Origin of the sequence: Aureibaculum algae (assembly GCF_006065315.1) — a bacterium.
GTDB classification, from domain to species: Bacteria; Bacteroidota; Bacteroidia; order Flavobacteriales; family Flavobacteriaceae; genus Aureibaculum; species Aureibaculum algae.
This window is the reverse complement of the sequence record NZ_CP040749.1, coordinates 1,964,287-1,977,673: the sequence shown is the minus strand read 5'-3', so window position 1 is coordinate 1,977,673 and position 13,387 is coordinate 1,964,287. Positions and strand designations below refer to the sequence as shown.

General features: G+C 33.4%; 12 protein-coding genes and 1 riboswitch. Of the genes, 5 read left to right on the top strand and 7 right to left on the bottom strand.

The window, feature by feature from the left end:
* Positions 1-250: 250 nt before the first annotated feature.
* On the bottom strand, positions 251-2,821 hold the full coding sequence (locus FF125_RS08145; RefSeq protein ID WP_138949297.1) for a DUF559 domain-containing protein: 2,571 nt from the start codon (positions 2,819-2,821) through the stop codon (positions 251-253).
* 53 nt (positions 2,822-2,874) lie between these two features.
* On the opposite strand from FF125_RS08145, the gene FF125_RS08140 reads away from it, so the two are divergent.
* The 5 genes from FF125_RS08140 (at position 2,875) to FF125_RS08120 (ending at position 6,807) form a co-directional block, all read left to right on the top strand.
* Entirely contained in the window at positions 2,875-3,366 is a 492-nt protein-coding gene (locus FF125_RS08140) for a DUF6438 domain-containing protein (protein ID WP_138949296.1), read from the top strand.
* Between the two features lie 52 nt (positions 3,367-3,418).
* Positions 3,419-3,868 carry a methyltransferase family protein gene (locus FF125_RS08135; RefSeq protein ID WP_138949295.1) on the top strand — a complete coding sequence of 150 codons (450 nt, stop codon included), beginning with the start codon at positions 3,419-3,421 and terminating at the stop codon, positions 3,866-3,868.
* On the top strand, positions 3,865-4,629 hold the full coding sequence (locus FF125_RS08130) for a TIGR02757 family protein (protein WP_138949294.1): 765 nt from the start codon (positions 3,865-3,867) through the stop codon (positions 4,627-4,629). Before FF125_RS08135 ends, FF125_RS08130 begins: the two co-directional genes overlap by 4 nt.
* A gap of 123 nt (positions 4,630-4,752) precedes the next feature.
* Positions 4,753-5,958 carry an RsmB/NOP family class I SAM-dependent RNA methyltransferase gene (locus FF125_RS08125; protein ID WP_138949293.1) on the top strand — a complete coding sequence of 402 codons (1,206 nt, stop codon included), beginning with the start codon at positions 4,753-4,755 and terminating at the stop codon, positions 5,956-5,958.
* Between the two features lie 246 nt (positions 5,959-6,204).
* Positions 6,205-6,807 carry a hypothetical protein gene (locus FF125_RS08120; protein WP_138949292.1) on the top strand — a complete coding sequence of 201 codons (603 nt, stop codon included), beginning with the start codon at positions 6,205-6,207 and terminating at the stop codon, positions 6,805-6,807.
* A 4-nt stretch (positions 6,808-6,811) separates the two neighbouring features.
* On the opposite strand, the gene FF125_RS08115 is transcribed toward FF125_RS08120, so the two are convergent.
* The 6 genes from FF125_RS08115 to FF125_RS08090 all read right to left on the bottom strand — a co-directional run bounded on the left by FF125_RS08115 (position 6,812) and on the right by FF125_RS08090 (position 13,356).
* Positions 6,812-8,146, bottom strand: coding sequence for a Gfo/Idh/MocA family protein (locus tag FF125_RS08115; protein ID WP_138949291.1), 1,335 nt, complete (start codon positions 8,144-8,146; stop codon positions 6,812-6,814).
* A gap of 159 nt (positions 8,147-8,305) precedes the next feature.
* Positions 8,306-9,337: a YncE family protein gene (locus FF125_RS08110; protein WP_117885404.1), complete on the bottom strand. Its 1,032-nt coding sequence runs from the start codon at positions 9,335-9,337 to the stop codon at positions 8,306-8,308.
* A 5-nt stretch (positions 9,338-9,342) separates the two neighbouring features.
* Positions 9,343-11,169, bottom strand: coding sequence for a TonB-dependent receptor plug domain-containing protein (locus FF125_RS08105; RefSeq protein ID WP_138949290.1), 1,827 nt, complete (start codon positions 11,167-11,169; stop codon positions 9,343-9,345).
* 31 nt (positions 11,170-11,200) lie between these two features.
* A riboswitch (cobalamin riboswitch) is annotated at positions 11,201-11,420 on the bottom strand.
* Positions 11,421-11,741: 321 nt separating this feature from the next.
* Positions 11,742-12,386 carry a DsbA family oxidoreductase gene (locus FF125_RS08100; RefSeq protein ID WP_138949289.1) on the bottom strand — a complete coding sequence of 215 codons (645 nt, stop codon included), beginning with the start codon at positions 12,384-12,386 and terminating at the stop codon, positions 11,742-11,744.
* 2 nt (positions 12,387-12,388) lie between these two features.
* Positions 12,389-12,703 carry an EthD family reductase gene (locus FF125_RS08095; RefSeq protein ID WP_138949288.1) on the bottom strand — a complete coding sequence of 105 codons (315 nt, stop codon included), beginning with the start codon at positions 12,701-12,703 and terminating at the stop codon, positions 12,389-12,391.
* A gap of 89 nt (positions 12,704-12,792) precedes the next feature.
* The gene (locus tag FF125_RS08090) at positions 12,793-13,356 is read right to left on the bottom strand and encodes a carboxymuconolactone decarboxylase family protein (protein ID WP_138949287.1); all 564 of its coding nucleotides are present in this window, start codon (positions 13,354-13,356) and stop codon (positions 12,793-12,795) included.
* Positions 13,357-13,387 lie beyond the last annotated feature (31 nt).

Below are 13,387 nucleotides of genomic sequence, written 5' to 3'. Positions count from 1 at the left end.
TTATGAAAAGAAAGAGCTTAAATCAGTCCAGTAAAAGTAGTTAACGAATTTAAGAAAAAAGATGATAAACGTCATGATTATTTAGAAAAATCATCTTAATCGGTCAATGTTAATAGTATAGTTCATAACTAATTTCAAAAACGACTAGATAACCCCGTGAATATCATAATTTTGATGTGTTATAATATTGATTATTACAACAACTCCTTTTTTCCCTATAAAAGTCCTAGATGTCCAATTTGGGACTTTTTTAACTTATATTAGCCCAAATCGCTTTATTCTTCGTTATTTCTTGATAGGTTCTCTTTAATTGTAAATTATTTGGATCTAAAAAATTCGGGTCATTTTTTAAGAGTTCAAAAGCCATTTCTCTTGCTCGTTTTAAAATAGCACCATCTTTAACAAGGTCTGCAATTTTTAAATTTAGAACCCCACTTTGTTGGGTGCCCATCAAATCTCCAGGACCGCGTAATTTTAAATCAACCTCAGCAATTTCAAATCCATCATTGGTAGCCACCATCGTTTCTAGTCTGGTTTTGGCATCGCTAGTTAATTTAAAGCTCGTCATTAAAATACAAAAACTCTGCTCTGCCCCACGCCCTACTCTACCTCTTAATTGATGTAATTGAGAGAGTCCGAAACGCTCTGCACTTTCTATAACCATAGCACTGGCATTGGGTATATTAACCCCTACTTCTATTACCGTTGTAGCCACCATAATTTGTGTTTCATGGTTTATAAAACGATTCATCTCGTAATCTTTATCGGCTGATTTCATTTGTCCGTGAACAATACTGATTTGATATTTCGGTTGCGGAAATTCTCTCGAAATACTTTCATAGCCGTCCATTAAATCTTTAAAATCGAGTTTTTTTGATTCTTGTATTAACGGATATACCACATAAACCTGTCTGCCTTTCGCAATTTCTTCTTTCATAAATTTGAAAACACTCAACCTATTGCTATCATATCTATGAGCCGTAATGATCTGTTTTCTACCTGGCGGTAACTCATCTATTACAGAAATATCTAAATCGCCATAGACACTCATGGCTAAGGTTCTAGGGATAGGTGTTGCCGTCATTACTAAGATGTGTGGAGGGATTGGAGCTCCTCCTATCTCTGGGAGGCTTTTCATGGCTGCTGAAATTTGATGTAGCACATTCTCACTATTGCCCATAATCTCTTCCGTAGTAAAACGGAACACATGGTAGCCAAATTCGGTTAAAATTTGACTTCTCATTTCACCGACTTCCTTTGGTTCTGGGCTATTTTTAGAAGCTACATCAATTTCAATAATCAATTTTTTAGAGCTACATATAAAATCAACAAGGAACACATCTACACTTTGTTTCCTTCTAAACTTAACATCTAATTTTCGGGTTCTTAAACCTTCCCAAAGCATTTGTTCTGCTTCCGCTGTTTGTTTTTTCTTTTCTTTCTGAAGCTCCTTTACTAAAGCATAAATAGAAGGGTTAGCCGTTTCATACTTTTTATGAATTTCAGCTTGCTTTCCTTCAGGCAATTTTGTGGGTGGACTCTTCATCCACATTTTTGCTCGTTGAGCTACCCCAAAGCGATGTTGCTCGTCAATAACCGCAATGCCTAACTTTTTGAATTGTACTTTATCTTCAAATAAGGCATGTGTACCTATTAAAATATCTAAAGACCCATCTTCTAAGGCTGCATGAATAATTCTTCGTTCTTTTGTTTTTGTTGACCCTGTCAGGATTTTTACATGAATATCCATATCAGATAGTAATTCTGTTATGGCAATAAAATGTTGATTGGCTAATATTTCAGTTGGGGCTATTAAGGCCGCTTGAAATCCGTTATCTAAGGCAATTAAAATAGTTAAAAGTGCTACTATCGTTTTACCAGAACCTACATCTCCTTGCAAAAGCCTGTTCATTTGAGCACCAGTACTCATGTCTTTTCTAAATTCTTTAACCACTCGTTTTTGAGCGTTGGTCAATTCAAAAGGTAAATAATTATTATAAAACGTATTAAAATTATCGCCAATGGTATCAAAAACATACCCCTTAATTTGGGTTTTATGAATCATGTTTTTGCGAATCAGTTGCAACTGAATAAAAAATAATTCTTCAAACTTTAAGCGTTGTTGGGCTTTCGTTAACAGTTGTTGACTCTTCGGGAAATGAATATTAAATAAGGCTTCCCCTTTAGAAATTAAATGCAAGGTGTCTATAATACGTGCAGGTAGGTTTTCTTGAAATCTATTTCCTAATTCGAGAAACAAATTTTGAATCATTTTAGAGACAATCCTATTGGTGACTCCTTTTTTAGATAATAATTCTGTAGATGGATATACCGGCTGCATAGCCGTTTGTAAACTCTTTTTATATTCCGTGACCAATTCCAATTCAGGATGTGGCATACTAAAGGTACCATTAAAATGATTTACTTTTCCAAAAGCGACATAGGCGGTATTTAGTTTTAAAGATTCTTTGATCCACTTTACACCTCTGAACCAAACCAATTCCATGGTGCCCGTGTCATCAATAAAAGTGGCCACAAGTCTACTTCCCCTTTTTTGTTGAACCGTTTTAATGTTTACTATTTTTCCAACAATTTGTACTTCTGCCGAATTCTGCATCAAACCGTTTACCTTAAAAAATTGGGTACGATCTAAGTATCTGTTCGGAAAAAAATGCAACAAATCAGACAAGGTTCTAATACCTAATTCCTTACGCAGCAAATCTGCCCGAGCGGAGCCCACACCTTTTAGGTATTCTATAGACGTATGTAAATTAGTTCCTGCCAAAAAATTCGTTTTGAGAACGAAGATAGTAATTTGCATAGTTTTAACGAATAAGAATTTCTATATTTGAATCGAACTCTTTTTACAATGCAATGCAGAAACTTATAGTGCTGTTTTTATTATTTACAAGTATAGTGGCTTGTCAAAAACCTAAAGAAAACGTAAGCAACGAAAATAAAAACGATGACTTTTCTACTTTAGAGCTAACGGTAGAACGCGGTGCATTTCACTATGATACGTTTGTTCTAAAAGACACCACCATTATGTTCCATCCACAAAAGGAAATGGATTCTGTAGAGCATCAAGAGTATTACACAACCTCTGAAAAGCATATTTCTAAAGCGGAAAGAGATGTATTGGTTCAAAAAATAATAGCCGCTGATATTTGGGACTTAAAAGATAAGTATACTCCTAATGAATCTTGTACCAGTATGCTAACGGTTACGTTCAGTTTAAATGGTAAAACAAAGAAAATTGTTAGCGAAGACTTTGAGCGTGGTTGTCCAGAAATTATTAAATATATTGAAAGTGAACTGGTTCGTCTTCATGGTAAGGAGCTTAAACGGATCTTTTTACCAGGATAGTTTTTAATAACTAAAGAGGTCCTTTATAAAATATTAAATCAAATAAGATTAGATGAAACTTAAAATTCCGCCAGCAATTCAATTTTTATTTTTTGCGTTTGCCATGTTTATCATTACAAAATTAACAGGTAAAAATTTCTCCTTTGCATTGCAAAATGTAGTTGTAATACTATTATTTGCTTTTGGAGCCTTCATTGGCTTACTAGCCGTATTATCTTTTAGAAAAGCTCATACAACTATTAATCCCTTAGACCCTTCAAAAGCATCAAAGCTGGTAACATCTGATCTCTACCAGTATACTAGAAACCCAATGTATTTAGGCTTGGTGATCATACAAACGGCATTGTTTTTCGGATTTGGTAATTACTATAATATCATTATTTTATTTATCTATGGTTGGTATCTCACCAATTATCAAATTAAACCGGAAGAAGAGGCGTTAACAAAACTTTTTGGTGAAGGGTATACACAGTATTGCGAAAAAGTGCGAAGATGGGTATGAAAAAAGCAGAGCTAAAAGAGTTTTTAGATGTAAAGGTTATTGAATATAACAATCCGAAGTTTATTGAGTCTGACCCTATTCTAATTCCACATCGTTTTCAGCTCAAAGAAGACATTGAAATTTCAGGTTTTTTGACCGCAACCATCGCTTGGGGAAACCGAAAAATGATTATCAATAATGCCAATAAAATGATGGAATTGTTGGATAATAGTCCATATGATTTTATCATCAATCATAATCCTAGTGAATTAAAATCATTAGAAAATTTTGTACACAGAACGTTTAACGGAAATGATTTTGCCTATTTTATACAGGCATTACAACATATTTATAAAAATCACGGAGGCTTAGAGGCTGTATTTTCGCAACATATTGAACATAATTCAACCCAAAATGCCATTCACAATTTAAAAAAAGTGTTCTTTGAATTGGACCATTTACCAAGAACTCAAAAACACATATCAGATCCATTAAAAGGCTCTGCCGCCAAACGTATCAATATGTTTTTACGATGGATGGCTAGAAAAGATAACGCTGGTGTAGATTTTGGAATCTGGGAAACTATTGCCCCTTCAACGCTGTCTTGCCCTTTAGATGTTCACTCTGGTAATGTAGCCAGAAAATTAGGTTTACTTACTCGAAAGCAAAATGACGCCAAGGCCTTGGCTGAACTGGACCATAATTTACGTGAATTGGATCCAAAAGATCCGGTAAAATACGATTTTGCCTTATTCGGATTGGGAGTGTTTGAAAAGTTTTAGTGCTCTACTTCGCTTGCACTGACAGTATTATTAGTTACATTTGCACATTAATTCAAAAATAAAATTATTGTTTTTGAATTCATAGTTACACGAATAGAAAATTCAACGATTACACAATAGCAAATGCGTTTACATAGAAATTTAGTACTAGCCGTTATAGATTCACTTAATTATATTTATAATGATGGTTTATATGCCGATAAAGTTGTAGAAAAAACTTTAAAAAGAGATACCCGTTGGGGAGCCCGTGACAGAGCTTTTATTGCCGAAACAATTTATGATTGTGTGCGTTGGAAAAGACTCTACAACGAAATTTCGGGAACAAAAAATCACTTTTCACAAGAAAACTTGTGGAAAATATTCACCGTTTGGGCTACATTAAAAGGAATTTCTTTACCAGACTGGAAACAATTTGAAGGTACACCTGTACGTCGTTTAAAAGGTAAATTTGATGAATTTCAAAGTAACCGTGCCATTCGCGAATCTATTCCAGATTGGTTAGACGAAATGGGGGTTAAAGAATTAGGCAAGCAATGGGATAAGGAAATTGAAGCCTTAAACCAACCAGCGAGTGTAATATTGAGAACCAACACCTTAAAAACCACTAAAAAAATTCTGCATAAAGCATTACTTGAAGAAGAAATAGGCTCTGAATTTGTTGAAGGATATCCTGATGCCTTAAAACTGATGGAACGTAAAAATGTATTTAGAACAGATATCTTTAAACAAGGCTTTTTTGAAGTACAAGATGCTTCGTCACAATTGGTGGCTGCCTATTTAGATGTAAAACCAGGTATGCGTGTTATTGATGCATGTGCTGGAGCTGGAGGAAAAGCATTGCATTTAGCTGCGTTAATGGAAAACAAAGGGCAAATAATTGCACTTGACATTTACGGAAATAAACTAAAAGAATTAAAACGTAGAGCGAAACGAGCAGGAGCTCATAATATTGAACCTCGTACTATCGATTCTACCAAAGTAATTAAAAAACTCTATAATCAAGCAGACCGTGTACTTATAGATTCACCATGTAGCGGATTGGGTGTTTTGAGAAGAAACCCAGATGCCAAATGGAAATTGCAGCCTGAATTCATCGAGAACATTAAAAAAACGCAAGCAGAAATCTTAGAAAGTTATTCTAAATTTTTAAAGATTGGTGGAAAAATGGTGTATGCTACCTGTTCTATCTTGCCTTCTGAAAATGAAAAGCAGGTACAGGCATTTCTAAAAACACATGATAATTTTCATTTAGTTAAAGAAAAGAAAGTTTCACCGGCAAAATCTGGTTTTGACGGATTCTATATGGCTCTTATGGAAAGAACCGCTTAAAAAATTTAAATACCGTCTCCTTTCTACACTTTAAGAACTCTGGGACGGTTTTTTTATTCTCAATAATATATTTCTTTTTTTACTTCGTATACTTTGCATACATAAAATGAGCTTCAGACGGTCTAGGTTATGACGGTATTATTTTATTATATATTGGTATACATTTCCTCCTTATGCATACAATTATCCACTAATTGGTACGTTTTATGATATAGCTATTGAAAAATCATATAAACATACCCTGTTATGCCATTAAAGAAATCTATATTTACATTGCTACTGTTAGTGGCTTTTACACTACCATTTAGTACGCTTACTGCTCAACAAGACAGCATACCGAAAGAAAATTACAACGTTACTATTGGTAAATCTATCCTTAATAAAAAACTGTGGTCACAACCTTATCGTTATGAGGAAAAAGTACTACAAACATTTAGTCTTCAAGTAAATATTGAACGGTTAGACCGAAAAGCAGAAGAATTTGATTTCAACTTATTTTCAATGACTGATGAGGAGAAAAAATGGAGAATAAGACCTGTAGCAATTTATTATTACAGAGCGGATAGAAAGATCTATTTAAAATCAAAAGCCGACAATCGTAATTATGAAGATTTTGAAAAATACCCCATAGAAGGCTATGAAAATTTTGAAGCCAAAACCTATAAAACAAATACCTTAGGCATAAAAAAGAAGCGTAAAGAATCTCCTTCTATACAGTCTTTAGATAAAATGAAATTGAGTAGTTCAAAAATTACTTATTATTTAGATTTTCCTGTAAGACCTGAATTTGACTATGGTAAAGTATATTTTAAAGATATCCCTGTTGGTTTTGCGGGTATAAAGCATTAAGAAACTAGAGTACTGGTTTTTCCCATCCATTATGATACGATGCTTTTAGTAACGCATTGGCTTTAGCATTGTTTTTGAACATATTGTCATTAGCATCCCAAAACAACTTTTCACCTGTTTTATAGGCTATATTACCCATTTGTGCATTAATGGCTGCAATACTACCTGATTCTATCGGCGTATTTAATATTTTAGGATTTTTAGATCTTACGGCTTCAACAAAATTTTGAGTATGTAAATCCAAATAATTGACTCCTTTTGGGCGTGATTTTGGCAACATCTCTTCCATCGAATCTTTCGCTGACTTTTCTACAATTACCTCATAACCTCCTCGGTTAACTACTAACGTAGCATTATTACCTATAAAAGCAATACCTTCGGTTCTACCGTAAGGACCTGAATCTATTCCCGTGGCGTGCTCCCAAAGCATATTAAAATTATCGTATTCAAAAATGGTTTGTAAGGTATCTGGTGTTTCAGAGGCATCATCAGGATAAGCTAATTTACCACCACTAGCCATAATTGATTTTGGAGCTGTTGCTCCCATGGCATATAAAGCAATATCAATTTCATGCACACCCCAATCTGTCATTAAACCACCTGCATAATCCCAAAACCATCTAAAATTAAAATGAAATCGATTTGGATTGAACGCCCTTTTAGGTGCAGGGCCTAACCAAAATGGATAATCTACACCCTCTGGTGCTTCTTGATCTGGTTGTGGTTGTACAGGTTTCATCCAACCTTGATACGCCCATACTTTAACTAGCCGTATGTTACCTAATTTACCTGATCTTACAATATCAATAGCTTCTTTATAATGAGGACCACTACGTTGCCACTGCCCTACCTGCACTATCGTATTATATTTTTCTGCAGCTGCAACCATAAGGTTACATTCTTCAATGGTATTGGAAATAGGCTTTTCTACATAAACTTGTTTACCAGCTGCACAAGCATCCACCATCATTTTACAATGCCAATGGTCTGGTGTACCAATAATTACTGCATCAATATCTTTATTTGCTAGTAATTTTCTATAATCACCATAGGTTTTAATCTTTTTAGCAGCCTTACTATCCTTTTTACGGATTTCTTCAACACGTCTGTTGATAACATTATTATCTATATCACAAATACCAATTAAATGAACGCCTTCATTTTTTAGCATAGAAACGGTGTTAGACCACCCCATACCATTACAGCCGATTACGCCTATACGTAAGGTTTCTTGAGAATTGAAAAGTTGACTTGAAAAAGCAGTTCCATAAGAGGGTATACTTAATGCAGCCATACCTAAGGCAGCATCTTTAATAAATTTTCTGCGTTGGTTTTGCATGGTGATGGTGTTTGGTTAAGCATATAAATTTAACTAAAATATTCTTAGCAAATATATCACCTCGTAATATGCAATTATGATGGTATTCGTAAACCAAAAAAAAACTGCTTAATTTAATTAAGCAGTTTTTTAAATTTTTTAAGAGTAACTTATCTATAATTAATCGTTATCATAGACACCGTTTGCACCAATACCTGCAGAAAAGCTAGTTATAAGAGTTCCATCAAGGTCATAAACTTTTACTTCAGAATTTTCAGTAAATCCTTTTACATCCGTATAAAACAATTTATCATTAACAACATTAAAGCCATATCCAATAAACCATGAGGCGTCATTTACCTGTGTGTCTAATAATTCCGTATTGGCCATTGAAGTTACATCTGTAGCATATTTAAAGATTTTAGAACCTGATATAAAATAGATATAGTCATCTTCTACTTCCAATTTACTAACACTTGAAAGTCCATCTTCAAAAGCTATTTCACCTATAACATCATTCGTACTGGTATTTACTTTTGTAATACCTGTGCTGTGTAATGCATATAATATACCATCTTCAATCTCCATTGAATTTAAACCATCTCCAACAGTTACTGAATCTATTACAGCATTGGTGCTAGCATCAATTACTGTGATTTCATTTCCGTAACCCCAAGCAGCATTCATAACATACAATTTGCCATTATCTTCTTTAATTTCTTCTACCGTTTTATTAAGAGCTATTTGAGTAATATATTCAAAGCTATTGGCATCAAAAACCTCAACCGATTGTTTACCACTATTGGTTACAAACAATTTATCGTTTTCTACCACTGCATATCTAGGTAATTCAATACTATCGGTTATGGTTTTAACACTATTAAAAGTATATCTGTTTACTACTTCAATTTTATTACTATTATTAACTACTAAAAAAGCATAATCGTCATCAAAAGCTATTGATTGTAATATATCACCCAAGTTACCTCCATTTATACTTGAAAATACAGTATTCGTTTCTTGTAAAAAGTCACTATCAATAAATGTTATTGATGAATTTGGAGATCCAAAATTACCTTCGTTACTTACAATATAACCATTTTCAAAATCACCTTTTGGTAATGGCTCTGGATCGTCAGAATCATCACACGAAGTAAATCCTAATAGGACTGCTAAACTTAATGTACTGAATTTAATAAATTTTCTAATCATTGTTTTTATAGTTTTAAAGTTAAATTAATATGATAGTTTGTACCAGGCATAGGTCTATAGGCCTTAGTTTCATAATTGGTATTAAAAAGGTTATTAACGCCGCCACCAACAATCCAGTTTCTATTTTTTGTAAATGCATAATTCATTGATAAGTTGGTCAATAAAAAATCATTTAGCACAGTGTCTGGATTGTTGTTAGAATAGGTAAAAACCGCTCCGGTATATATAGTGTTTAGCTGTGCAGAAAAATCTGCTAATTTATAGGAGATCCCTAATGTTGCTTTATGATAGGGTACATATATGAGTTGATAATCCGTTTCTTTATTTTTAGATACGGTATAGCTATACAACGTATTGATTTTAAATTGATGGTTACCTAAGGAAATTCCATATTGCAAATTGGTTTCTATTCCATAAGACTGCACCTTGTTTGTATTTACGGGTCTCCATAATTCACCAGAATAAGGCAACCAACGTATTAAATCACTGATATCATTATAATACCCCGTGAGCGTAAATTTTAAATTCCGTAAATGAATCTCATTAGAAAGTTCATATTGTAACGATGATTCTGCCTTTAAATCAGGATTTTCAGCTCCCGGCCAATACAGATCATTAAAAGTGGGAATTCTATAATTTTTAGAAATAGATGTTTTTAAGGTATATTCAACAAATGGATGCCAACTTGTACCCACTGAAAATAATAACGGACTATCATAATCTTCATTCAACTCCCCTCTTAACGTTGCCTGATAGGTAAAATTCTTCGCTAACTTGTGCTTTAAATACACATTTGCACTCCCCGTATTACGTTGTACATTATCATAGTTGGTACCCGTTGCCGTTGCTAAATTATATTCTCCACCTATATTTAATAATAGCTTTTTTAATTGTAATTGATAATTGTAATTGGCAATATACGTCCACCCATTACCATTATTAGAACCTTCGCTAGTATTTAATTCTGGATAAAACCGATACTTTTCATTAATTAAAGCCAGTTTTACCGTAGACTGATTTTGACCAGATTCATATTGATATTTACCCAATACGCGTATATGTTCATCACTATATTTATTCCGGGTTTGTGTTGTTTCTATAATTGATAAATGTCTTTCACCCGTAAACCAATTAGAATAAATTGTAAATGCGTTTTTTGCATTGGGCTTATACGCAGCATTTAAAGATGCATTGATGTTATAAAACTGGCCATTTTCATTCCTTTGGTCTGAATCTATGTATTCATAATCATTATCAGAATCTAAATAACTAAGCCCGATTTGCAAATTGGTTTTTGAACCCGAAATACTGTGATTTGTACTTAAATTCTTGGTGTTAAAGCTACCATACGAAGTATATATTTCATGCGTATTTTCGGTATCAATATCTAAATTATTATTCAAATAAACCACACCACCAATAGCCCCTGTACCAAATTGCGAACTTCCACCACCAGGACGCACCAACACTTCTGAAATGTTTTGAGTATTGATTAAATTAAAATCCGTTTGTCCTAAAAAAGGAGAATTTATATTAATACCATTCCATACTACCGCGGTTTGCTGAGCGGTTGTACCTCTAAAGGAGGCTGAAGAAACCATACCAGAACCGTTTTCTTTAAAGTAAATAGGTGTTTCAAATTGCAATACCTCCGTTAGTTGTGGACGATAATTTTTTAAAAGTGCTTTATTAATTTTTATAATAGGTTGACCAACAGATTTGTCTTCTAATTTATCAGCCGAAAGAAAAACTGTATCCAAGACAGTACTTGTCACTTGCGAAAAGCAAGGAATAGTAAATAAAAAAATAATGATTACGATGTTGTATCTCATAATTTCTGCTTATCCCGAACAGGTATTTTGTTTTAATTGTTTTCAATTGGCAGGTCTCCTGGCTTGCGTCTTATTGTGAACCTTCCCGCAAAAAAAAAGCAGTGGTAAGTAGTATTACAATAAGCATCTTGAAATTCATCAAGACTAAGCGTACAGTTGCGGGAACAGCTTCTGATTTTAACAGAATTCCCTTTTAATTTTCACTATTTTAACTTTTCAAATAGTGTAAAACCAATAAGCGGCAAATATAACTATTTTTTAGATTTTGAAGTAGCGAATGGCATCAAAGTGTCTATAATTTTATACTATTTCTGAATTAGATAATTTTGATAAATAATAATTACACTATCCTTAAAATTAAGGCAGTAATTTATATGATTAGCATAAACTCAACCCCTTTCTATTAGAATCTGTAAATAGATAGGGGTATTGCATTCTTAAACTGGCCAAAGAAGGTTTTCTTAACAAATTACCTAAATAACTAGCGTGGTAAATCAATTGGTAAAAACAGGTAAAAGGTAGTTATCCTATTCCTTTTCTACAGTGTCATTTTTTTTCTAAATAGATTCCTATTACTTACTAATTAGTTCCGAAAGTACTTGTTTAAAAGTTTCTACAGGCTGTGCCCCCGTTACTGCACTTTTTCTATCAAATACAATTGTTGGAACAGAGTTTATTCCTAGATTTTTCCAATACCCTTCTTCACTTTTCACATTGTAACGAGCTTCGTCATTATCTAATCTAGCTAATCCCTCTACTGCATTTAAACCAACATCTAATAACGCTTGTTTTAAAACATCCCTTTTAGAGACATCTTTTCGCTCACTAAAAAACGCAGTTGTTAAACGCATTTTTAATTCCGTTTGCTTCTTAAAGTCTTTTGCATAATCTAATAAAACATGGGCATCAAAAGTATTGACCATTCGCATATCATCAAAATAATCGAATTTAAATCCAAGTGCCGCACCAACGTCGGTCATATTTTGTTTCGATGCTATTTGTTGCTCTTTCGTAGAACCATATTTTTCTGTAATATGTTCATCTACATTCTGACCTTCAGCAGGCATATCCGGATTCAATTCAAACGGATGCCATTCAATGGCTACTTGATCTTCAACACCTAGTTCTGCAATGGCTTTTTCTAAACGTTTATAGCCAATGGTACACCACGGACAAACAACGTCAGAAACAATATCTATTTTTAATTTTTCTTTCATTTTTAAAATTTTATCAATTCACTAATTTGTAATGCTCCTTTTACATTACTATAATTTTTTAAGTCAGCCGCAAAAAATTCCGCATGTGGACCAAAGGAAGTCTGAAAAGAGGCCACATCATCAAATAATAAATGTGCAATAGCAACATAAGGAGCAGCCTCACCAGGAACTCTACCTGCCAACCCTAAGTCTAACTCCAACCCTTTTAAGGCATCGCCAACTTTATTTGAAACCATTGGTAAATGATCGTTTTTGTAATAGTCTACATCAAACTTTACATCTTTACTATTGGGATACATTACAGATACTTTTATCATAATATTTATTTTTAAATTTCAAACCAGTAATCCTTCCGAATAAAAATACGAAAGGATTATTGATCAATTATTTTTATTCTTTTTGAAGCCTAAGATGTTACATTATCTTTAGACCAAGCAAACTTTTGAAAAGGAGCATCTACAGGAGTATTAGCAATATGATTTGTGTAATTACTAATTACTTTTTGAGATAAACCTAATATAATTTCTAACACTTGTTGTTCTCCATAACCTGCTGCATAAAAAGTAGCTAACTCTTCTTGATTTACATGTCCACGATTTCGTACAATACTTAAGGTCATGTTACGTAAAGCTTCCAATTTAGGATTTTCCAATGGTGTTTCATCACGTAAAGCAGTACTTATTGCATCATCTACCTTCATCATGTTTGCAATAGCAGTGTGTGCAGGTACACAATAATGACATGCATGCTCTACATTAATTGTTTGCCAAACTACAGTTAATTCATCATTATTAAATGATGAGTCTACAAAAAGTTTATGTATTGTTTGATACGCTTCTAAGATACCTGGAGCTCCAGCCAAAACACCGTGCAACCCAGGAATCATTCCGTTTGATTTCAAAGATTGTTCTAATAAAGTTTTGCTTCCTTCTGGAGCTGATTCAATGTCGTGAATTTTTAATGTTGTCATAATTTCTGTGTTATTTTGTTATTGTTATTAT